The sequence below is a fragment of the Chelativorans sp. genome, from assembly GCF_031180965.1.
GTDB lineage: Bacteria > Pseudomonadota > Alphaproteobacteria > Rhizobiales > Rhizobiaceae > Chelativorans.
This window is the reverse complement of the sequence record NZ_JAPSLH010000009.1, coordinates 92,529-112,859: the sequence shown is the minus strand read 5'-3', so window position 1 is coordinate 112,859 and position 20,331 is coordinate 92,529. Positions and strand designations below refer to the sequence as shown.

The following is a 20,331-nucleotide window of genomic DNA, read 5'->3' as shown; positions in this document are numbered from 1 at the left end:
GGGGTGCACAAATGTCCGATCTCGTCGATGCCGAATATCTGCCTTCCGAGGACGAGCCCTTCATGAACGAGCGCCAGCGGGCCTATTTCCGTGCCAAGCTGGTCAGGTGGAAGAACGACATCCTGAAGGAAGCGCGCGAGACGCTGGAAGCGCTGCAACAGGAGAACGCGAATCATCCGGACCTGGCCGACCGGGCTTCCTCGGAGACGGATCGGGCCATCGAGCTGCGCGCGCGCGACCGCCAGCGCAAGCTCATCGCCAAGATCGATGCCGCGCTGCAGCGCCTGGAGGACGGCACCTACGGGTATTGCGAGGAGACCGGCGAGCCGATTTCGCTGAAGCGCCTCGACGCCCGCCCGATCGCCACTCTTTCCATCGAGGCACAGGAGCGCCACGAGCGGCGCGAGCGGGTCTATCGCGACGACTGAGCCTCCGTCTGCGACACGAGTTTCGAAGGCCGGGCGGTTGCCCGGCCTTTTTGTTTACCGGTCGCTCCGCAAGACAACTGCAGATTGCTCAAAGCTTGCAACCACGCTTCCATTCCGATGCGCGCCATGATAGAAACTTGACGGCCTACAACCGTCGGGAGGGCAGGTTGGCTCGCGAGTCCCATTGGCGCTGTGATGGATGCGGCGCCGAGAGCAACATAAGGAAGATCGACGAGTGGAGATGGGTGCGCGTCAGCATCACCCCACGCAAGGATTCCGCACTGCTGGCGAGCGATTTCGAACTCTGCCCCACCTGCCAGGTGCGTCTGCTGAAATGGGCCGATCCGCGCTCATGGCCGCGCCCGGTCGCCGTCTAGTTGCAGCCGACCGCAAGCCTGTATCCCCAACTCCCACCTTCGGCTGGTTTCCACCATGATGATCGGTCTCAGCATGGCTGCCGGAATAGCCATTGGCGCCGTTTTGGGGGAAGCGCTCTTCGACAGCATCCCTGTCGGCATGATCATGGGCGGAGCGATCGGCACCGCCTTTGCGCTTATGGTCAAGCCACGCGGCTGATCCGGGCCCGTCCGGCTCAGACGATCGTTTCCCGCCGCAACGCTTCCGCAAGAGCGGTGCTGTCGGGTATGTCGATGCCGAAAATCTCCCGCAGCACCGTCTCGATCTCCTCCGCTGAATCAAGCTCGCGGGGGCCATTGATCCCCCGGACGCCATGGATGCTAAGGCGCCCGTTGAAGAGCGCGTAGCGGCCACCATCCGGCGTGGGCCGCGCCGCCATGAGCGAATGCACGAACAGCGAGCCCGGATTCGTCGAGACGAAATAGTTGAAGATCTCGTAGTCCGCAGGGAATTGCTCCTCGAGGTCGAAACGGTATAGCGCCCGCCACTCCTCGCCGATCTTCGCCTTCATCACCCACATCGAGCCCTCCGGATCGAGGCGGGAGATCTCGTGCGGCGTCGGCTGCTCGATGCCGGATTCCAGCCGGAGCGGCGCGGTCAGCGTGATGCGGCCGAAGCCCACATCGGCGACATATGTGCCCTCGGAAAGCTCGATGCGCAGCAGCATGTGGGTGCGCGGCGTGACGGGCAGGTCCTCGCGGCCCCACAGGACGCGTGCGGCAAGGCCGGACACCCGGAAGCCCAGCGCGCGAAGAACGGCGTCGAAGAGGGTATTCTGCTCATAGCAATAGCCGCCGCGGCCCGAATGGACGAGTTTCCGCTGCAGGGAGGGCAGATCGAGATTTACGGGCTGCTGCAGGAGCGGATCGAGATTCTCGAAGGCGATGGCGAGCGGATGAAGAAGATGCAATGCGGAAAGCGTCTCCAGGGTCGGCTCGCGCGGACCTTCATAGCCGATGCGCCTGAAATAGGCTTCAAGATCGATCGTGGTTTCTTCCCCCGCCATTTGGGTCCTCCCTGCTCGCCGCCTATAAATGCGAAAGAGGTCCAGCCGGCGCAAGGCATGCGCGTTCCCGTTGTCCGGATTTGTCTGGCGCGGGGGGCAAAGCTTTGCCAAACTGCCCGGGAGGGAGACACAGTCATGCCAGCACCCGCCGCAAGCGCCTTCGTCAAACCGAAGCCCTGGAGCGCCGTGGCCCCGCTCCTGGTCGACGTTGCCATGGGGCGAAAGCCGGCCGATCTGGTGGTCCGCAACGGGCGCTGGGTCAATGTGCATTCCGGCGAGGTCATTCCGGGCACCGACATTGCGATAGTGGCGGGCCGCTTCGCCTATTGCGGGCAGGATGCGAGCCACGCCATCGGCGAGCGGACCAAGGTGGTGGACGCGCGCGGCCGGTATCTCGTGCCCGGCCTCTGTGATGCGCATATGCATGTGGAAAGCGGCATGGTCATGGTGACGGAATTCTGCCGCGCCGTCATTCCGCACGGCACGACCACCATGTTCATCGACCCGCATGAGATCGCCAATGTGCTTGGCCTCGACGGCGTGCGGCTGATGCATGATGAGGCGGCGGCGCAGCCGGTGAACGTCTTTGTGCAGATGCCATCCTGCGTTCCCTCGGCGCCGGGCCTGGAGAATGCCGGTGCCGAACTTGGCGCGCGCGAGGTAGCCGAGGCGATGGCGTGGCCGAATGTCATCGGCCTTGGAGAGGTGATGAACTTTCCGGGCGTGGCCACCAATGACGCCGCCATGGCCGACGAGATCGCCGCCACCATGCGCGCCGGAAAGACGGTGGGCGGCCACTATGCCTCGCCCGACCTTGGCCGCGCCTTCCACGGCTATATCGCCGGCGGGCCAGAGGACGACCACGAAGGCACGCGCATGGAGGACGCGATCGCCCGCGTGCGCCAGGGCATGCGCGCGATGCTGCGCCTCGGATCGGCATGGTACGACGTGGCGAGCCAGATCAAGGCGGTGACCGAGCAGGGGCTCGATCCGCGCAATTTCATCCTGTGCACGGACGACAGCCATTCGGGCACGCTGGTCCAGGAGGGCCATATGGACCGGGTCGTGCGCCATGCGATCGCCCAGGGCCTCAAGCCCGTGACGGCGATCCAGATGGCGACCATCAACACCGCCCAGCATTTCAGGCTGGAGCGGGAGCTGGGCTCGATCACGCCCGGACGGCTGGCCGATTTTCTCATCGTATCGGACCTTGCGGCCCTTGTGATCGACGAGGTTTACGCGCGTGGGGTGAGGCTTGCCCGCAATGGCAGGCTCGAGACGGAGATTCCGGCCTACGCCTATCCCGCACGGGCGAAGAAGACCGTGCGGCTGGGGAGGCGCCTCACTGCGGCCGACTTTCACATCCGGGCGCCGGAGGGGGCCAATATGGTCAGGGCGCGCGTGATCGGCGTGATCGAGAACCAGGCGCCGACGCGCGCGCTCGCCGCCGAGCTTCCGGTCGAGAACGGTCTTGTCGCGATGGACCGGAGAAACGACGTCTGCCAGATCGCGCTGGTGGAACGTCATCGCGGCACGGGTAGCGTGACCAATGGCTTTGTGTCCGGTTTCGGCTATACGCAGGACTGTGCGCTTGCCTCCACAGTCGCGCACGACTCGCATCACATGATCGTCGTCGGCACCAACAAGGAGGACATGGCGAGAGCCGCCAACCGCTTAGGTGAGGTGGGCGGCGGCGTGGTGATGATCTCGAAGGGACGCGAACTGGCCCTGGTGGAACTCCCGATCGCTGGGCTGATGTCGGAGGAGCGTGCGGAGGTCGTGGCCGAAAAGGCAGCGAAGCTCGCAGCCGCCATGCGTGAGATGGGCTGCACGCTGAACAATGCCTATATGCAGCACTCGCTGCTGGCCCTCGTCGTCATTCCCGAACTTCGGATTTCCGACATGGGAATCATCGACGTGACCTCGTTCAGGAAGGTTGACCTCTTCCTCCCCTAAGCCGCCTCCGGATTCCTACCGGCGCCAGAAGAGTGGCGTGAAGATCACCAATACGGTGAGGATTTCCAGCCGGCCGAGGAGCATGGCAAGTGCCAGCACCCACTTGGCGAAATCGGGCAGGGGCGCGAAAGTACCGGCCGGCCCGACGATCGGTCCAAGCCCCGGGCCCACATTGGTGAGCGAGGCCGCAGAGCCGCTTGCCGCCGTCACCAGGTCAAGGCCGCTTGCTGCGAGGAGCATGGTGACGATGGCCCAGATCACGACCAGCGAGGAAATATAAAGCACGACCGCGCGCTGCAGGTCGTCCTCAACCGGCCGATCGCCGTAGCGGACCGGCAGGACCATACTGGGATAGACGAGCCGCCTCAGGCCGTTCGCCATCAGTTCGAACAGGATCAGAAAGCGGTATGCCTTGATACCGCCGGTCGTCGAACCCGAACAGCCGCCGAGAAAGGTGGCGATGAAGGCGGCGGCGACCACGAACGGTCCCCAGAGGCCGTAGTCGTCGCTCACATAGCCGGTGGTGGTGATGATCGAGACAAAATTGAAGGCGGCGTGCGTGAGCGCGTCGAGGAATGGCCAGCCTTGCACGATGCGCAGATAGATCGCCACCGCCAACACGAAGACAAGAACATAGCCGGCGAAGACCCGGATCTGCGGATCGCGGATGGCGTCGAGCCGCCCGCGCACTACGAAGAGGATGAGAATCGAAAAGGGCAGGGCGCCGATGAACATGAAGACCGTACCCACCCAAAGGACGGCGGGGTTATCGGCGTAAAATCCCATTGACGCATCGTGGGTGGAGAAGCCGGCGGTGGAGATGGTCGTCAGCGCGTGATTGAGCGCGTCGAAAGGCGGCATGCCGGCGAGCATATAGGCGATGCAGCAGGCAAGCGTGAGTGCCCCGTAGATGCTGAACAGGCCGATGCTGAAGGTGGAGAAGCGGTCGAAGGGCCTTTCCGAAATGTCCGTGGATTCCAGCCGCAAGTAGGAGAAGCCGCCGATATTGAGGAAAGGCAGAATGAAGAGTCCCATTGCGATCACGCCGAGTCCTCCGATCCATTGCAGGATCGAGCGCCACAGCAGCACGCCGGGCGCCAGATCGTCGAGCCCGACGATGACCGTACCCCCGGTGGCGGTGATGGCCGAGGCTGCCTCGAAGGCGATCTCGGCAAGGTCCAGGCGCAGCGAGGACGCCAGCAGCGGCACCGCGCCGACCATCCACGCGGTGACCCACAACAGGTTCACGACGAGGAAGCCGAAGCGGGATGATATCGCGGGCGCGCGACCTTGGGTCGCCATCGCGACCGCCAGCGCCAGCCCGCCCGTGAAGAAGGCTGAGATGGCGAAGACCGGCCAGTCGTCATGTCCGTAGTAAAGATCAACTGCCGCCGGAATGAGCATTGCCGCCGAGAGTTGGATCGCCAGGACGGCTGCGATGTGAATGGCCGCGCGGACCGCAAGATATTGCACCGGTCGAATCTCCTCCTCTCGCGCGGCGTGCAAAAGTGGCCGACAGTGGCTTCCGAGGAGGCAATATGCAATAGCACCGGAACGCCACGCGGATGGGAGGCAGCTTGCCTGGCGAAAGGAGAAGGATATGAGCGCGTTCGTCGAGCGGGTCGGGCAGGCGGCCGAGGCCTTGCGCGCCCTCTTTCCCGAGACGCCGCTGCAGCATAACGACTACCTTTCCAAGAAGACCGGCGCACGGATTTTCCTGAAGCGCGAGGATCTGACGCCCGTGCGCTCCTACAAGCTGCGCGGCGCCTTCAATTTCATGCGCAAGGCCATCGCGGCGGAGCCGGGTCTGGAGGCATTCGTATGCGCCTCGGCCGGCAATCATGCGCAGGGCTTCGCCTTCGTCTGCCGCCATTTTTCGCGCAAGGGCGTGGTCTTCATGCCCGTCACCACGCCGCAGCAGAAGATCGACAAGACGAGGCTCTTCGGCGGCGAATGGGTCGAGGTGAGACTCATCGGAGACTTTTTCGATGACTGCTACGCTGCCGCCGCGGAATTTGCCGAAAGAAGCGGGGCGCTGATGGTCTCGCCCTTCGATCACGCCGACATCATCGAGGGGCAGGCGACGGTGGCCCAGGAACTCTCCACGCAAATCGGCGAGGAACTGGAGGACGCGCTCGTTATCCTGCCGGTCGGCGGCGGCGGGCTCTCCGCCGGCATTACCTGGTTCCTGCAGGAGAAAGGCATCAATGCGCATTTCGCCTTCGCGGAACCCGCCGGCGCGCCGAGCCTCCAACGCAGCCTCGCCGCGGGCAAGAGGGTGAAGCTGCCGCAGGTCGACAATTTCGTGGATGGCGCAGCGGTGGCCGAAATCGGCCGAGAGCCCTTCAAGAGACTGAAGAGCTTTTCACCGCAAGACGTTCGTCTCGTTCCGGAAAACAGGCTTTGCGCCACAATGATCGAGATGCTCAATGTGGAAGGCGTCGTGCTTGAGCCGGCGGGCGCGCTCGCGATTGACGCGCTCAAGGACTTCCCGCGCCGGGAGATCAGGGGCCGCACTGTGGTCGCCATCGTCTCAGGCGGCAATTTCGACTTCGAGCGGCTGCCGGATGTAAAGGAGCGCGCCTTGCGTTTCGAGGGGCTGAAAAAGTATTTCATCTTTCGCTTTCCGCAGCGGCCCGGAGCGCTGCGCGATTTCCTTGAACTTCTCGGACCCGAAGACGACATCACCCGTTTCGAGTATCTGAAAAAGTCGGCGCGCAATTTCGGCTCGGTGCTGATCGGGCTCGAGACGAAGGATCCGCGCAACTTCACATTCCTGAAGCGGCGCTTCGACCAGGCCGGCTGGGCCTATCAGGACATCACCGACGACGAAACCATCGCGAACCTTCTGATATGAGTAGGGAAACGGCCTATATCGTGCTCTTCCGCGGCGTTGGGGGCGCCACGCAGCTCCCGGTCAAGCGCTTGCGCGAGGTTCTGGCCGAGGCGGGGTTCAACAATGTCTCGACGTATATCAACAGCGGCAATGCCGTGCTGTCCTCCTCGCTTTCGGCCGACGAGGTCGCCCGCGGCGTGGCGGCGGCGGTGAAGGAGAAGATGGATTTCGGCAAGAGCGTGCTCGTGCGCAGCCGGGCCGAGTGGGCGGAGATGATCGCGGAGAATCCCTATCCCGAGGTGGTGGACGAGCCGACGAAACTGCATGTCTTCACCCTCGAGCGCGCGCCCGAGCCGGACCTCATCGCTGCCCTCGATGCGAAGGCGAGGAGCACGGAGCGCTTCACCGTCAAGGGCAGGACGCTTTACCTGCACACGCCCGACGGCATGGGCCGTTCCCTCTTCGCGCCGAAGATCGAGCCGACGCTGAAGGTAGCCATGACGGCGCGCAACTGGCGCACGATGCTGGCGCTCCGGGATATGGCCGACGCGATCCCGATCGGCTGAAGCCGGTTCATTTCGCAGCGCACACAGATTTCAGTTGCGCTTTGGCCTCTGATGGCCCATATGAGGCCCATAGGCGCATGGGCCGGGTATCCGGCTTTCTCCATGAGACTGGTTGCGTCTGCTCCTCCTCCTGTTCTCCAAGGACCGTTGGCGGGAAAGCCCCGGGGCGAAATCTTCGGGCGCGACAGCGCAGCCGCGCGGACAAGCTCCGCCGCCTTGTCGTTCATCAAAAACATAGTCCGGCGGGTTGCGCCCCGCCGTATCAAATTTGCGCTGCCGATGGGCAGCGGAGAGAGAAAAAGATTGACCAATGACAATATTGCGAAGCCGGAAGGCTTCGCCCACCTCGGAATCACCGGCACGCTTTTGACGGCGGCTCTTGCCGCTGGCATGTCGGAACCCAAACCGATCCAGCAACACGCAATTCCGCCCTTCCTCGCCGGCCGCGATATCCTGGGCGTAGCCCAGACCGGCTCCGGCAAGACGGCCGCCTTTGCGCTGCCGATCCTGTCGAAGATCACCGGTCTCGGCAACAAGCGCCGTCCGCGCACGGCGCGGGCGCTGGTCCTGGTGCCGACCCGCGAGCTGGCGGTGCAGATCGAGAAGGTGGTGCGCGACCTTGCCAAGGGCGCGCATATCTCGACGGCGCTGGTGCTTGGCGGCGTCTCGCGCCACAGCCAGGTCAAGCGCATGGCGCCCGGCGTCGATGTGCTGATCGCCACGCCTGGGCGGCTGACCGACCTGGTGCGCGAAGGGGACGTGGTCCTTTCGGAAACGACCTGGCTCGTGCTCGACGAGGCGGACCGCATGCTCGACATGGGCTTCATCAACGATGTCCGCCGCATCGCCAAGGCGACGCATCCGGCGCGCCAGACAGCGCTCTTCTCGGCCACCATGCCGAAGGAGATCGAGCAACTGGCGGCAACCCTGATGCGCGATCCCGTCCGCGTCGAGGTGGCCCCGCAGGGCACCACTGCGGCGGAAATCCGGCAGAGCGTCGTAATGGCCCGTACCAAGCAGAAGCGCACCGTGCTGGCAGAAATGCTGGCCGACGAGAAGATGCGCCAGGTCATCGTCTTCGCCCGCACCAAACATGGCGCGGACCGCGTAACCAAGGACCTCGCCCGCGACGGCTTCGAGGCCGCCGTCATCCATGGCAACAAATCGCAGAATGCGCGCCAGCGTGCTCTGAACGACTTCCGCGAAGGCGCCGTGCGCATTTTGGTTGCAACCGACATCGCCGCCCGCGGCATCGACGTGCCGGGCATCAGCCATGTGGTGAACTTCGATCTGCCGGACGAGGCGGAGAGCTATGTCCACCGTATCGGCCGCACGGGCCGCAACGGCGCCGATGGCGAGGCCATCACGCTCTGCGACCCGAGCGAGGCAAGCAAGCTGCGGCAGGTGGAGCGCGTGATCCGTGCGCGCCTGCCGATTGCACGCGACGTCACGCGCGAGGCAGACCCGGTGCACCGCAATGTCACGCCCTTGCCGGCAAACGACCGCGGCGAGCGTCAGCTCCGCGCGGAACGTCCGGACAGACCGCGCGACAATGGCGGCAGGAATGCCGAGCATGAGCGGACCGGCTTCAAGCCGCCGCGCCGCAAGCGCAACAGGCGGGGCGGGCCGAAGACCGGCTCCTTCCGCTCGCGCGCGGCCTAGTCGGAAATCCCGGCGCTCGCCAAAAGCGGGCGCCGACTCTTCTACGCCGCCGTTCCCGTGCTGGACGGCTGGCTCACGCCCTGACGATTGCCTCCGCTTCTCGTCTGCGTTACGCACGAGCCAAGGTGCGTGCCAGGTCGGGAGGGGAAGCATTGACAGCCGGCATTGCCGCTTTGGCGGCCGCCTATATCCTTTCGCAATTCTATCGCTCCTTCCTCGCCGTGCTGACGCCGGTGCTGACCGATGAGCTCGGCGCCACCAAGGCCGACCTTTCGGTCGCCTCCGGCACCTGGTTCATTGTCTTCGCACTCATGCAGTTCGCCGTGGGCGTATCGCTCGACCGCTATGGACCAAAGCGCACGGCTTCGCTGCTTCTTGCCTTCGGCGCGGGGGGCGGCTCGCTCCTTTTCGCGTTGGCGTTTTCTCCCGGCATGATCATTGCCGCCATGGCCCTGATCGGCATCGGCTGCTCGCCGGTGCTAATGGCCTCGCTCTTCATCTTCGCGAAATCCTTCTCGCCCGCCCGGTTTGCCACGCTGAGCTCCACCCTCATCGGGATCGGCACCATGGGCAATGTGATAGGCGCTTCGCCACTCGCCGCCGCCGCGGAGGCCTTCGGGTGGCGCGGCGTGATGCTGGGCCTGGGTCTGGTGACGCTGGCGGTCGCGGCGGCCATCTTCTTTTTCGTGCGCGACCCCGCGACGGAAGAGGGCACAGCCGGAAATTCGGGGCTGTCCGGCTATCTGGAGCTTCTGAAGATTCCCCTCCTTTGGCCGATCCTCCCGCTGACCGCATTGACCTATGCAGCCGCCGCCGGGATTCGCGGCCTTTGGGCCGGGCCATATCTCGCCGAGGTCCATGGCGCGGACGCGCTCGTGATCGGGCAGGTCACGCTGTTCATGGCCCTTGCCATGGCGGCCGGGTCCTTCATCTACGGTCCGCTCGACACGCTTTTCGGGACGCGCAAATGGGTGGCGTTGGCGGGCAATTTCCTCAGTCTTTGCGCCCTTGCCTGGCTGGCGGCCTTTCCGCTTGCCGGCATCGGCAACATCACGATCGCGCTCGTCCTTGTCGGCATTTTCGGCGGCGGCTTCGGCCTGATGATCGCTCATGGACGTGCCTTCCTGCCGCCGCATCTGACGGGGCGGGGGGTGACCTTGCTCAACTTTTTCGCGATCGGCGGCGTTGGGCTGATGCAGTTCGCGGCCGGTTGGATCGTGGTGGCGGCGAATGTGCCGGGCGAGCCCGCAGCCGCATATCGCGCGCTCTTCATCTTCTATGCGTCCGCGCTGGCACTGGCGCTTGCGGTCTATCTCTGGTCCCGCGATGCGCGCCCCGAACGGGGGCCTCTGGCCGAGATCGCCCGCCGCTGATCCTTCCGGCGGAAAGGAAACGCATCTTCATTTCGGGGCTTCAGCTGAATCCTATACCAGCACTAGGCAAGGCGCCGGAAAATCCCGCCTTGCGCACACTGGCTCCGATTTCTAGTTTCGGCCAGAAGCGAGGATCCGCAATGCATCAATCCGTCATCGAAACCATCGGCAATACGCCGCTCATACGCCTGAGGCGCGCCTCCGAGGAGACCGGCTGCGAGATCTACGGCAAGGCCGAATTCATGAATCCCGGCCAGTCGGTGAAGGACAGGGCGGGGCTTTTCATCATCCGCGACGCCGAGAAGAAGGGCCTCCTGCGGCCCGGGGGCGTGATCGTGGAGGGAACGGCGGGCAATACCGGGATCGGGCTTACCCTCGTTGCCAAGGCGCTGGGCTACCGTACCGTTATCGTCATTCCGGAGACGCAGAGTCAGGAGAAGAAGGACGCGCTGCGTCTGCTCGGGGCCGAGCTGATCGAGGTGCCCGCGGTGCCATACAAGAACCCGAACAACTATGTGAAAGTGTCGGGCCGGCTCGCCGAACAGCTTGCACGCACGGAGCCGAATGGCGCGATCTGGGCAAACCAGTTCGACAATGTGGCAAACCGCGAAGGGCATATCCGCACGACGGCGGAAGAGATCTGGCGCCAGACCGAAGGCAAAGTGGACGGCTTTGTCTCGGCCGTCGGTACCGGCGGCACGCTTGCGGGCGTTGCCGAGGGACTGCGCGCGAAGAATGCGGGTGTGAAGGTCGCCCTTGCCGATCCGCTCGGCGCGGCGCTCTTCAGCTACTATACGGGCGGCGAGCTGAAGGCGGAGGGAAGCTCGATCACCGAGGGCATTGGGCAGGGGCGGGTGACCGCCAATCTCGAAGGTTTCCGGCCGGACTTCTCCTACCAGATTCCAGACGAAGAGGCGCTGCCGCTCATCTTCGCCCTCGTAGAGGAGGAGGGGCTCTGCCTCGGCGGCTCTACGGGCATCAACATCGCCGGCGCGATCCGCATGGCCAGGGAGATGGGGCCCGGGCACACGATCGTGACGATCCTTGCCGACTACGGTACCCGCTACCAGTCAAAGCTCTTCAATCCCGCCTTCCTGCGCGAAAAGAACTTGCCCGTGCCGGCATGGATGGAGGCGACGCCGAGCATCTCCGTCCCCTTCGAGCCGGTGCTCGCAAGCTGAGGTCGGTCATCCCGGTGAAGCTGTAAGCGACGGCAGGTCGCCGCAATCGCTGGGCGGCGGGAGGCCTGCGAAGCGGTCGACAATCCAGTCGACGGCAGCTCCGCTCTCGTTGAGAATGCCCATATGATCCAGCCCCGGGCCGGGATGGAGGCGCACCGGGGTCCCGCTGCGGCAGGCGGCTTCGGCGAATGCGCGCGTCACCCGCGGCAAGACGATTGGATCGGCCGTTCCCTGCGCAATGAAGAGCGGCCCACCCAGATTGCCGCTGTCGGGCATGTTCTCAACCAGAATCGTCTTCCAAGGCTCGACCTCGGTAAGGTCCTGCTTGAGAAAATCATCTTCGATGCTCGTTTCCCGCTCCAGCAGCACCAGGCCCTGGATGGACCCCTCCATGCAATCGGCCGCGATCCGATCGAGCGCAGCGATTGCCGGCGGATCGAGCAGGGGGGCGAGGGGGGCTTCGAAGACCTTGTTCCATGACCATATGGCAAGACCGGTGAATATCTTGCCTGCCCTGCTGGAAAGATCGTCATGCAGGAGGGCTGCAAGATCGCTTGCCGGCGCAGCCGCGGCCACGCCCACAAGTTTCAGGTCGGGAGCATAGGAAGCGGCAAGCTGGCCGGTGAAGAGCGCCGCATGACCGCCCTGCGAATGCCCCCAGACCGCGAACTCGCTGGAAGCTCCGACTCCCTCGACATGCGCCGCGGCGCGCACGGAATCAAGCACCGCGCGCGCCTCGCTGACACCGACCAGGTAGGGGTGGGGAGAGGGCGTGCCGAGACCCGGATAGTCGCTTGCAGCGACGACATAACCGCGCTCCAGAAACTGCTGCACCGCCGGGACATGCTTGAAGAAGTCCGAACGCAACGACGGCGCGCAGCGGCTGGTGACCCCGGTCGTTCCGTGCGCCCAGGCCACGACAGGCCGCCCGCCCGCGGGAGCCGCCCCTTCAGGCGCGACGATGACGCCGGAAACGGCGATCGGCTCGTCCTTCAGCCCCGTGGAGGCATAGAGGACCCGCCAGGCCCGCGCGCCCTGCGGCGCAGAGGGAAAATCCTCGATGCGCAGAATATCGCCGGGCGTGGCCGAAATCTCCTGCCGGTCCATGGCGTAGAAGGGGCCGGGATCAGACGGCTCGATGGACCAGGCGGCCGCGAGCGTCGTGCCGGCCACCATGAACAGGATAGCCCCCAGGCTCCGCGTTATCATTTGCTTCCGACTTGGCATAGGTTCCCTCCCGGAAGGGATCACGAAAGACGTCCTTACCCGAACGGGCAAACACATCGGTTCCAATAGGGCACAGACGAGGATATCACTGCCCGCTGACGATTTCAGGCCAATTTTCGGCAGCCCGTCCACCCAGACTTGGAGAAATGCAAATGCGCACCGAGGCGCTTTTCCGCGAGCAGCCTTATCTCTCGACTACTGAAGCCACCGTTGTCGGCGTCAATGATCGTGGCGGCATTATCCTCGACCGCACGATCTTTTATGCCACATCCGGGGGACAGCCCGGCGATACGGGGCATCTCCTCCGCGCCGACGGCTCAAGGACCGCCATCGCCGCTACGGTCACGGGCGAGTCCAAGGACGACATCATCCATCTGCCGGCCGCCGGTGAGGCGATGCCGCAAGCGGGCGAAGCGGTGGGGCTCGCGATTGACTGGGAGCGGCGCTACCGGCTGATGCGCATGCACACGGCCTGCCATCTCCTCAGCGTCATCTGCCCTTTCCCAATCACCGGCGCGTCGGTGGACGAGCAGGATTCGCGTGTCGATTTTGACGTGCCGGACTCGGGCTGGACAAAGGAGGAGGTCACGCGGAAGCTCATGGAACTGGTCCAAGCGGACCATCCGGTCTTCACCCGCTGGATCAGCGAGGAGGAGCTTGCCGCCAATCCGGCGCTGGTGAAGTCGAAGAATGTGCGACCGCCGGCGGGGGCAGGGCGCATACGGCTGGTCTGCATAGGCGAGAACTCCTCCGTCGACAGCCAGCCTTGCGGCGGCACGCATGTGGCCCGCACGGGCGAGGTGGGCGAGATCCATATCGGCAAGATCGAGAAGAAGGGGCGCGAGAACCGCCGCTTCCGGATCCGTTTCGGCCCTCTGCCCGCGGCTTGAATGATCTTGCGGCGGCGCGGCCTCTCCTATTTATTGAAGAGCGCCCATCTTCCACGAACGGCGAACGATCGGCGCGGGCATGACTCCAGGTGCGGCATGAGTGAAAAGAGTCCCTTCGTGGTTTCCGCCGACTGGCTCGAGGAGCGGCTCACGGCGCCCGGCCTGTCGATCGTCGATGCTTCCTGGTATTTTCCGGGTCGCGACGCGCGGGCCGAATATGAGGCTGCGCATATTCCGGGGGCGGTGTTCTTCGACCACGAGCTCGTGGTCGACCCAGGGTCCGATCTCCCGCATGCTTTGCCCGACCAGCTGACCTTCGGCCGATATGCGAGCGCCATGGGGATCTCGCGGGATGACACGATCATCGTCTATGACGGGCCCGGATTCCACTCCGCCCCGCGGGCCTGGTGGATGTTCCGGGTGATGGGGGCTGAAAAGGTCTTCGTGCTCGACGGCGGCTTCGATCACTGGCGGGCGCAGGGCCGGCCGGTGACGAACGAGCTGACCAAGATTGCGCCCGCCGCCTTCATTGCCGAGTTCGATGCAAGCCGTGTCGCCTCCCTCGCGGATATGCGGGAGATCGCGCAAAGCGGAGCGGCACAGATCGCCGATGCACGCTCGCCGGGCCGCTTCGTCGGCACCGAGCCCGAACCGCGCCCGGGCCTGCGCTCGGGCCATATGCCGGGAGCCGTCAATGTGCCGGCCCCCACCCTTTCCGAAAATGGGAGCCTTCTGCCGCTCGACCGCCTGCGCGAAAGGCTGGAGTCTGCCGGGCTCGACCTCGGCAAGCCCGTTGTCACCTCCTGCGGCTCGGGCGTTACGGCGGCGGTCATCACGCTGGCGCTGGAGTCCCTCGGGCACAAGGACAATCGCCTCTATGACGGTTCGTGGAGCGAGTGGGGCCGGTATGACGACACGCCGGTGGAGCGCGGGTGAATGGGAGAAAAGGCAACGCCTCCGCGGCGCATGCTGACGGCGATCGTCACCCATCTGCAGATGGAAAGCCCGCCGCTGCACTATCCGCCCACGCCGGCTGGGTCGCAGCTGGCGCTGCTGAGATGCCGCTCCATCCCATTGCATTTCTATCGTTATCTCTATGACCGCGTCGGGCGAGAGTGGCACTGGACGGCCGCCCTTTCACTTTCCGACGCTGATCTTGCCGAGAGGCTATCGAGCCCGCGCACGGATCTGCGCGTGCTTTATCTGGACGGAGCTCCCGCCGGCTTTTTCGAGCTGCGGCTCATCTTGGGCGGAGAGTGCCGGCTCGTTCACTTCGGGTTGATGGCCCATGCCATCGGCCGCGGTCTCGGCCGCTGGTTTCTCGGGACCGCGATCCGCGCCGCCTGGGAGCACAACCCGCGCCTGGTTTCGGTCGAGACATGCACGCTCGACCATCCGGCCGCGCTCCCCCTGTACCAGAAGTTGGGCTTCACCCCGGTCTGGCGCAAAGAGGAGACCGTACAAGAGCTTCCTTTCGACGCACGCGCCGAAATCCTTTTGCGGGCCTAAAAAATGACTCGTTCACGGAACTTTCAATGATCCTGATCATTTCTCAGGGTTCGAGTGGGAGTTTTTGCGTACGAATAAGCGTGGCGGCCGGGACGGAATGGACGAAAATCTGAACAAGAATGGCCGCGAGCAATCGCGCGGCGCCCTTTTGGACGGCATCCCTACCGGCTCACTGCTGGAAGCGCTGCCGGTCGGGCTTTATGTCTGTGCGCCGGACGGCACAATTCTGCACCACAACCGTCGTGCCGAGGAAATCTGGGGCCGCTCCCCCGCGATCGGCGATGCCGCAGACCGCTTTTGCGGTTCCTACCGGCTCTACTGGCCCGATGGCCGGTATATGCCGCCGGAGGAATGCCCGATGGCGGCGGCGCTGCGCAGCAGGGAGCCATACCGCAACATCTCCGTCATGGTCGAGCGGCCGGACGGGAGCAGGGTTGCCACCCTTGTCAATATCGATCCGGTCTTTGACGAGGCGGGCGAGTTCCGCGGTGCGGTGAACTGCTTCCAGAGCGTCACCGAGGCGGAACGCGCCCATGCTCACGCCAAGCAGAAGGAGCGCGAGCTGGAGGCGACCTTGAGCGCGCTGCCGGCTGCCGTCTACCGCACCGACGCCGCGGGGAAGGTGACCTTCTACAACGAGGCGGCGGTGGTGCTTGCCGGGCGTCGCCCTGAGATCGGTGTTGACCAATGGTGCATCTCGTGGCGCATCTATACGACGGAGGGTGCCTTTCTGCCGCATGATCAGTGCCCGATGGCGGTGGCGCTGCGCGAGCAGCGGCCGATCAGCGGCGCCGAGATCGTGGTGGAGCATCCCGATGGCGCCCGCTTCCCCTGCCTTGTCTTTCCGACGCCGCTTTTCGATGATCACGGCGTGCTGACCGGCGCCGTGAATATGCTGATCGACATCAGCGACCGGAAACGGGCGGAAAACAACCAGCGCCTATTGATCAACGAACTCAATCACCGTGTGAAGAACACGCTCGCAATGGTGCAGGCCATTGCCAGCCAGACCCTGCGCCGCTCGCGCAGTCCGGCAGAGTTCGTGGCGAGCCTCAGCGGTCGCATCCAGGCATTCGCCCGCGCGCACAACTTCCTCCTCCAGGGAACGAGCGGCGTCGATCTGATGGATTTGGTCACCGATCAGGTGCTGCTCGACACGGGCGGCGTTGGAAGAATCTCCTGCTCCGGCCCGCCGGTCCATCTGGAGGCCTCGTCGGCGCTGCATCTGGCGCTGGTGCTCTATGAACTGGGCACCAACGCGCGCAAATACGGATCGCTTTCCGTGCCCGAGGGGCGCGTGGTCATCGACTGGAACGTGCGGCGGAACGGCGAGCAGGTCCTGAACCTCAATTGGCGCGAGGAGGGCGGCCCGCCCGTTTCGGCCCCCAGCTCGGTCGGCTTCGGCACCGCCCTGATCGAGAGAAGCATGCGCACCTACGGCGCGGAAGTCACTACAAGCTACAACGAGAGCGGGCTCGAGTGCTCGATCCACATGCCGCTCCCCCAAGGGCACCCTTCCTTGGTCGACAGGATCGCCGGGCAGGGCCTTACTCCTGGCGCGGATGTGGACTACCTCTTTTCGCAAGGGCGGCCGCTGGATGGGAAACGTGTGCTTCTGGTCGAGGACGAGCCTCTTGTCGCGCTCGACCTCGAAAGCTCGCTTCGCGAGAAGGGCTGCATCGTCGTGGGCCCAGCCGGGACGGTCAGCGAGGCGTTGCGGCTAATCGGCGGGGAAGCCATCGACGCGGCGCTGGTGGACGCCAACCTCCAAGGCGAGCCAGCCGGCGACGTTGCCGCTGCGCTCACTCGGGCGGGCATCCGCTTCGCCTTCGTCAGCGGGTATGGGCGCGAGGGACTGCCTGCATCCTTCCAGCAGGCACCTCTGGTCGCCAAGCCGTTCCGCACCGAGGAGGTCATCTCCTGTCTGGAGGATTTGGTGCGGCAGCCAGATACCGCGTCGCTCATCCGACGCGCCGGTGCCGAATAGGTGCCGGAAGCTCCCAAGCCGCATAGGGGGAACTGTTCATCCTCCTTTCAGGCGCGCTGCGCATGATGCGCACCATCAGCCGCTTGAGGAGAACGGTCCATGCTCAACCGCCGCCAGATTCTACTTGCTGCAGCCGTCGCCCCGCTTGCGATCTCTGCCATTCCCGACTCGGCTTTGGCGCAGGCCGAGATGCCATCGGCGGAGGCGATCCAGCGCAGCCTTGAAGCGGCGCCGCAGCGCCGAATGCGGCCGGAAAATCGGGTGACGGTCGATCAGTTCAAGCGCCGTCCCGAGCTTCGCCGGCAAGCGCCCTCGATCGACATTCAGGCCATCAATTTCGAGTTCAACTCGGCCGAGATCGGGCGATCGCAGTTTCCTAAGGTGGAGCGGATCGCCTTTGCGCTCGAACGTATCCTTCGCCGCCGCCCGGATGCGCGCTTCCTCCTGGAGGGACACACGGACGCTGTCGGCTCCTTCGCCTACAACCTCCGGCTTTCCGAAATGCGCGCTCGTTCTCTGAAGTCGGTGCTGGTGCGCTACTTCGGCCTGCCGTCCTATGCGCTGGAGACTGTAGGCTATGGGGAGGAGTTCCTGCTCGTGCCGACGCCCAATGAGAGCTGGGAGAACCGCCGGGTCACGCTGCGCCGCATCGATGATTTCATCCGCTAGGAGCGGGCCCTTGATGAGGAGGCTCGGCTATATGCGCACATCACGGACATGCACCATTCGATCCGCCAGATAGGGATGGGAGCGCACAATGTCATGAAATCGCCTGTCCGAGGTCACCACCGGATATTGTTCCTGCACGGCCAAAGCGAGATAGAAACAATCATAGACGGGGTGTTCCAGTTCCACCGCAAGGCGGCTCGCGGATGCCGCAAGTTGCCGCACGGTGAACGGGACTGCGATCGGTGCAGCCTTGAGCACGTCGACCGCCTCCGCGAGGTCGGCCTTGGAAAGATCGCCGCGCCGGTGCATCGCCCAAAGCGCGTTGGCGGACTCGGCGAAGATAAGCTCCGGTGCGATGAGTGTCAGATCGGGCTTCAGAAGCGTTGCGGCCTGTTCGGAAAAGGGCTCGGCGACGAGCCATTTCACCGCCACGCTAGCATCAACGACAAATCCCCTCACGCGAGGTTATCGCGGTCGCGGTCGGCCCGGATAATCTCGCTGCTGTCCACAGTGGAGTGCAGGCGCATGCGAAGCGCTTCGGCACGGATGGCGAAGTCTTCCACCTTCCCGTCAAGAAGCGCCGTGCGGAGAATCTCGCGGTGTTCCGCTTCAGCGGAGCGGCCGCGAGCCGCAGCCCGCTGTTTGAGGGCGCGCACGATCTCTTCCTTCACGTTCCGAACGGTCAGCTGAGCCATTGGCATTGCGCCTCCAACGTCGCGCCTTCACTGCATGCAATATGTGCATCGTTGACTGCTCATGTCAATTTGCATCGGGTTGGCAGCAATGCGGGACGCGAAGGAGTTGGCCGTGCATCATCAAAAAGCCCGCGCCCGGCAGCACGGGCGGCGGAAGAGTGTTTGACGATGGTTAGGCGGCAAGCACCGCCCTTGGCTCGGCCATTTCGTAGCCCAGCGACTCGGCCACCGCGCGGTTGGTGACGCGGCCCTTGTGCACATTGAGGCCATTGCGCAGATTCGGATCGTCGGTCAGCGCCTTCAGGCCCTTGTCGGCGAGCTGCAGTCCGTAATGCAGCGTCGCATTGTTCAGGGCGTGGGCGGAGGTTACGGGCACCGCGCCCGGCATATTCGCCACGCAATAATGGATGATACCATCCACCTCGTAGGTGGGCTCTGAATGGGTGGTGGGATGCGAAGTCTCGAAACAGCCGCCCTGGTCGATGGCAACATCCACCAGCACGGCACCCTTCTTCATGCCCGAGAGCATCTCGCGGCTGACGAGCTTCGGCGCGGCCGCGCCGGGGATCAGCACCGCGCCGACGATCACATCGGCCGAGAAACATTCCTCTTCGATCGATTCGACGGTGGAGTAGCGGGTATGGACCCGACCGCCGAAAATGTCGTCGAGCTGGCGCAGCCGCGGGATCGAGCGATCGACGATGGTAACGTCGGCGCCGAGCCCGACCGCCATCTTCGCGGCATTGAGCCCGACCACACCCCCGCCGATGACGGCGACCTTTCCCGGCAGGACGCCAGGCACGCCGCCGAGCAGCACGCCGCGTCCGCCATTGGCCTTCTGCAGCGCGGTGGCGCCGGCCTGGATCGCGAGGCGCCCTGCAACTTCGGACATCGGCGCAAGCAGCGGGAGACCGCCGCGATCGTCGGTGACCGTCTCGTAGGCTATGGCCGTGACGCCGCTCTCGATCAGGCCCTTCGTCTGCTCCGGATCGGGCGCAAGATGCAGATAGGTGTAGAGGATCTGCCCTTCGCGCAGCTGCACCCACTCGCTCGGCTGCGGCTCCTTCACCTTCACGATCATATCGGAGCGGGCAAAGATCTCTTCGGCGGTCTTGGCGATGACGGCACCGGCGGCGCGATACGCGTTGTCGTCGGCGCCGATCCCGGCGCCAGCGCCGGTTTCCACCAGAACCTCGTGCCCATGGGCCACATACTCGCGCACCGCGCCAGGCGTCAGCCCGACGCGGTACTCATGGTTCTTGATCTCTTTCGAACATCCGACACGCATATTCGCCGCTCTCCAGGCTGAAATTTGGGCTGTTTGAACCAAGAGAACACAAAAGCCTTCGAACGTCCTTGCGAATGCATTTGCTCGGGACAAACGTTTTCGCTAATCCTTGCGTTTGGCTGGATGATTTGGGGAGGAATCTCGAACAATGCGCCTCGACAGGATCGATATTGCCATTTTGGAGGCTCTGCAGCAGGACGGGCGCATGCCAAATGCGGCCCTTGCGGAGAAAGTGGGGCTTTCCCAGTCGGCCTGTTCGCGCCGGCTCGACAATCTGGAAAAGTCGGGGGTGATCAAGGGATATCACGCGGAGATTTCCAACGCCGCGCTCGGCCACAGGATGACGGCAATCGTGCATATCTCGCTCTCCGGCCAGTTCGAGAAGACGCTGAGCGAATTCGAGGCTGCGGTGAAGCGTTGCCCCAATGTGCTTTCCTGCCACCTGATGTCGGGCGAGTACGACTACATCCTGAGGATCGCGGCCCGGGACCTGGAGGATTACGAGCGCATCCACAAGGAATGGCTGACAGGGATGCCGCACGTGATCAAGATCAACTCCTCCTTTGCGCTGCGCGAGGTGGTCGACAGGACGGCGATCGGCATCAGGCCGGAGATGGCGTGAGAGCCGCTCGAGTCATCCA

General features: G+C 64.4%; 21 protein-coding genes. 15 read left to right on the top strand and 6 right to left on the bottom strand.

The annotated features are described in order from the left end of the window. Positions 1 to 11: 11 nt before the first annotated feature. The 3 genes from dksA (at position 12) to RIN79_RS09545 (ending at position 1,004) form a co-directional block, all read left to right on the top strand. Entirely contained in the window at positions 12 to 428 is a 417-nt protein-coding gene (gene dksA / locus RIN79_RS09555) for an RNA polymerase-binding protein DksA (RefSeq protein WP_309084420.1), read from the top strand. 167 nt (positions 429 to 595) lie between these two features. Then, the gene (locus tag RIN79_RS09550) at positions 596 to 805 is read left to right on the top strand and encodes a hypothetical protein (RefSeq protein WP_309084419.1); all 210 of its coding nucleotides are present in this window, start codon (positions 596 to 598) and stop codon (positions 803 to 805) included. A 55-nt stretch (positions 806 to 860) separates the two neighbouring features. Further along, entirely contained in the window at positions 861 to 1,004 is a 144-nt protein-coding gene (locus RIN79_RS09545) for a hypothetical protein (protein WP_309084418.1), read from the top strand. A gap of 16 nt (positions 1,005 to 1,020) precedes the next feature. Here the strand turns inward: RIN79_RS09545 and RIN79_RS09540 are convergent, their stop codons facing one another. Beyond that, the gene (locus RIN79_RS09540; protein WP_309084417.1) at positions 1,021 to 1,851 is read right to left on the bottom strand and encodes an arylamine N-acetyltransferase; all 831 of its coding nucleotides are present in this window, start codon (positions 1,849 to 1,851) and stop codon (positions 1,021 to 1,023) included. Positions 1,852 to 1,986: 135 nt separating this feature from the next. Here RIN79_RS09540 and ade point away from each other — a divergent pair, with 135 nt between their 5' ends. Further along, positions 1,987 to 3,807 (top strand): adenine deaminase, encoded by a 1,821-nt coding sequence (ade, locus tag RIN79_RS09535; protein WP_309084416.1) that lies wholly within the window; start codon positions 1,987 to 1,989, stop codon positions 3,805 to 3,807. A gap of 15 nt (positions 3,808 to 3,822) precedes the next feature. Here the strand turns inward: ade and RIN79_RS09530 are convergent, their stop codons facing one another. Next, positions 3,823 to 5,280, bottom strand: a complete 1,458-nt coding sequence (locus RIN79_RS09530; RefSeq protein WP_309084415.1) for a TrkH family potassium uptake protein — start codon at positions 5,278 to 5,280, stop codon at positions 3,823 to 3,825. 127 nt (positions 5,281 to 5,407) lie between these two features. Here RIN79_RS09530 and ilvA point away from each other — a divergent pair, with 127 nt between their 5' ends. The 5 genes from ilvA (at position 5,408) to RIN79_RS09505 (ending at position 11,425) form a co-directional block, all read left to right on the top strand. Continuing rightward, the gene (ilvA, locus tag RIN79_RS09525) at positions 5,408 to 6,664 is read left to right on the top strand and encodes a threonine ammonia-lyase IlvA (protein WP_309084414.1); all 1,257 of its coding nucleotides are present in this window, start codon (positions 5,408 to 5,410) and stop codon (positions 6,662 to 6,664) included. Next, positions 6,661 to 7,209 carry a DUF1697 domain-containing protein gene (locus RIN79_RS09520; protein WP_309084413.1) on the top strand — a complete coding sequence of 183 codons (549 nt, stop codon included), beginning with the start codon at positions 6,661 to 6,663 and terminating at the stop codon, positions 7,207 to 7,209. Before ilvA ends, RIN79_RS09520 begins: the two co-directional genes overlap by 4 nt. Before the next feature lie 60 nt (positions 7,210 to 7,269). Next, on the top strand, positions 7,270 to 8,871 hold the full coding sequence (locus RIN79_RS09515) for a DEAD/DEAH box helicase (RefSeq protein WP_309084412.1): 1,602 nt from the start codon (positions 7,270 to 7,272) through the stop codon (positions 8,869 to 8,871). 152 nt (positions 8,872 to 9,023) lie between these two features. Further along, on the top strand, positions 9,024 to 10,244 hold the full coding sequence (locus RIN79_RS09510; protein ID WP_309084411.1) for an MFS transporter: 1,221 nt from the start codon (positions 9,024 to 9,026) through the stop codon (positions 10,242 to 10,244). A 140-nt stretch (positions 10,245 to 10,384) separates the two neighbouring features. Beyond that, on the top strand, positions 10,385 to 11,425 hold the full coding sequence (locus RIN79_RS09505) for a cysteine synthase A (RefSeq protein WP_309084410.1): 1,041 nt from the start codon (positions 10,385 to 10,387) through the stop codon (positions 11,423 to 11,425). A gap of 6 nt (positions 11,426 to 11,431) precedes the next feature. Here RIN79_RS09505 and RIN79_RS09500 read toward each other — a convergent pair whose 3' ends face one another. Continuing rightward, positions 11,432 to 12,634, bottom strand: coding sequence for an alpha/beta fold hydrolase (locus tag RIN79_RS09500; protein WP_309084409.1), 1,203 nt, complete (start codon positions 12,632 to 12,634; stop codon positions 11,432 to 11,434). A gap of 164 nt (positions 12,635 to 12,798) precedes the next feature. Here RIN79_RS09500 and RIN79_RS09495 point away from each other — a divergent pair, with 164 nt between their 5' ends. The 5 genes from RIN79_RS09495 (at position 12,799) to RIN79_RS09475 (ending at position 17,707) form a co-directional block, all read left to right on the top strand. Beyond that, positions 12,799 to 13,542 (top strand): alanyl-tRNA editing protein, encoded by a 744-nt coding sequence (locus RIN79_RS09495; protein ID WP_309084408.1) that lies wholly within the window; start codon positions 12,799 to 12,801, stop codon positions 13,540 to 13,542. A 96-nt stretch (positions 13,543 to 13,638) separates the two neighbouring features. Next, positions 13,639 to 14,478 (top strand): 3-mercaptopyruvate sulfurtransferase, encoded by an 840-nt coding sequence (sseA, locus tag RIN79_RS09490; protein ID WP_309084407.1) that lies wholly within the window; start codon positions 13,639 to 13,641, stop codon positions 14,476 to 14,478. Continuing rightward, positions 14,479 to 15,051, top strand: coding sequence for a GNAT family N-acetyltransferase (locus RIN79_RS09485; protein ID WP_309084406.1), 573 nt, complete (start codon positions 14,479 to 14,481; stop codon positions 15,049 to 15,051). Positions 15,052 to 15,148: 97 nt separating this feature from the next. Continuing rightward, positions 15,149 to 17,038, top strand: a complete 1,890-nt coding sequence (locus RIN79_RS09480; RefSeq protein WP_309084405.1) for an HWE histidine kinase domain-containing protein — start codon at positions 15,149 to 15,151, stop codon at positions 17,036 to 17,038. Between the two features lie 99 nt (positions 17,039 to 17,137). Further along, positions 17,138 to 17,707: an OmpA family protein gene (locus RIN79_RS09475; RefSeq protein ID WP_309084404.1), complete on the top strand. Its 570-nt coding sequence runs from the start codon at positions 17,138 to 17,140 to the stop codon at positions 17,705 to 17,707. Positions 17,708 to 17,734: 27 nt separating this feature from the next. Here RIN79_RS09475 and RIN79_RS09470 read toward each other — a convergent pair whose 3' ends face one another. The 3 genes from RIN79_RS09470 to ald all read right to left on the bottom strand — a co-directional run bounded on the left by RIN79_RS09470 (position 17,735) and on the right by ald (position 19,690). After that, positions 17,735 to 18,166, bottom strand: a complete 432-nt coding sequence (locus tag RIN79_RS09470; protein WP_309084403.1) for a type II toxin-antitoxin system VapC family toxin — start codon at positions 18,164 to 18,166, stop codon at positions 17,735 to 17,737. Continuing rightward, entirely contained in the window at positions 18,163 to 18,402 is a 240-nt protein-coding gene (locus RIN79_RS09465; RefSeq protein WP_309084402.1) for a hypothetical protein, read from the bottom strand. The genes RIN79_RS09470 and RIN79_RS09465 overlap by 4 nt, the downstream gene beginning before the upstream one ends. Positions 18,403 to 18,574: 172 nt before the next feature. After that, positions 18,575 to 19,690 (bottom strand): alanine dehydrogenase, encoded by a 1,116-nt coding sequence (gene ald, locus RIN79_RS09460; protein WP_309084401.1) that lies wholly within the window; start codon positions 19,688 to 19,690, stop codon positions 18,575 to 18,577. A gap of 148 nt (positions 19,691 to 19,838) precedes the next feature. Between ald and RIN79_RS09455 the strand changes: the two genes are divergently transcribed. Continuing rightward, positions 19,839 to 20,312, top strand: coding sequence for an Lrp/AsnC family transcriptional regulator (locus RIN79_RS09455; protein WP_309084400.1), 474 nt, complete (start codon positions 19,839 to 19,841; stop codon positions 20,310 to 20,312). The last annotated feature ends 19 nt before the right edge of the window (positions 20,313 to 20,331 follow it).

What these genes read in the sequence shown, in the direction of transcription:
- RIN79_RS09515 (WP_309084412.1), top strand. Translation starts at nt 7,270, where the DNA reads ATGAGGCCCATAGGCGCATGGGCCGGGTATCCGGCTTTCTCCATGAGA.
- RIN79_RS09480 (WP_309084405.1), top strand. Translation starts at nt 15,149, where the DNA reads ATGGACGAAAATCTGAACAAGAATGGCCGCGAGCAATCGCGCGGCGCC.
- ilvA (WP_309084414.1), top strand. Translation starts at nt 5,408, where the DNA reads ATGAGCGCGTTCGTCGAGCGGGTCGGGCAGGCGGCCGAGGCCTTGCGC.
- ade (WP_309084416.1), top strand. Translation starts at nt 1,987, where the DNA reads ATGCCAGCACCCGCCGCAAGCGCCTTCGTCAAACCGAAGCCCTGGAGC.
- RIN79_RS09520 (WP_309084413.1), top strand. Translation starts at nt 6,661, where the DNA reads ATGAGTAGGGAAACGGCCTATATCGTGCTCTTCCGCGGCGTTGGGGGC.
- sseA (WP_309084407.1), top strand. Translation starts at nt 13,639, where the DNA reads ATGAGTGAAAAGAGTCCCTTCGTGGTTTCCGCCGACTGGCTCGAGGAG.
- RIN79_RS09545 (WP_309084418.1), top strand. Translation starts at nt 861, where the DNA reads ATGATGATCGGTCTCAGCATGGCTGCCGGAATAGCCATTGGCGCCGTT.
- RIN79_RS09500 (WP_309084409.1), bottom strand. Translation starts at nt 12,634, where the DNA reads ATGATAACGCGGAGCCTGGGGGCTATCCTGTTCATGGTGGCCGGCACG.
- RIN79_RS09475 (WP_309084404.1), top strand. Translation starts at nt 17,138, where the DNA reads ATGCTCAACCGCCGCCAGATTCTACTTGCTGCAGCCGTCGCCCCGCTT.
- RIN79_RS09495 (WP_309084408.1), top strand. Translation starts at nt 12,799, where the DNA reads ATGCAAATGCGCACCGAGGCGCTTTTCCGCGAGCAGCCTTATCTCTCG.
- dksA (WP_309084420.1), top strand. Translation starts at nt 12, where the DNA reads ATGTCCGATCTCGTCGATGCCGAATATCTGCCTTCCGAGGACGAGCCC.
- RIN79_RS09540 (WP_309084417.1), bottom strand. Translation starts at nt 1,851, where the DNA reads ATGGCGGGGGAAGAAACCACGATCGATCTTGAAGCCTATTTCAGGCGC.
- RIN79_RS09505 (WP_309084410.1), top strand. Translation starts at nt 10,385, where the DNA reads ATGCATCAATCCGTCATCGAAACCATCGGCAATACGCCGCTCATACGC.
- RIN79_RS09455 (WP_309084400.1), top strand. Translation starts at nt 19,839, where the DNA reads ATGCGCCTCGACAGGATCGATATTGCCATTTTGGAGGCTCTGCAGCAG.
- ald (WP_309084401.1), bottom strand. Translation starts at nt 19,690, where the DNA reads ATGCGTGTCGGATGTTCGAAAGAGATCAAGAACCATGAGTACCGCGTC.
- RIN79_RS09465 (WP_309084402.1), bottom strand. Translation starts at nt 18,402, where the DNA reads ATGGCTCAGCTGACCGTTCGGAACGTGAAGGAAGAGATCGTGCGCGCC.
- RIN79_RS09485 (WP_309084406.1), top strand. Translation starts at nt 14,479, where the DNA reads ATGGGAGAAAAGGCAACGCCTCCGCGGCGCATGCTGACGGCGATCGTC.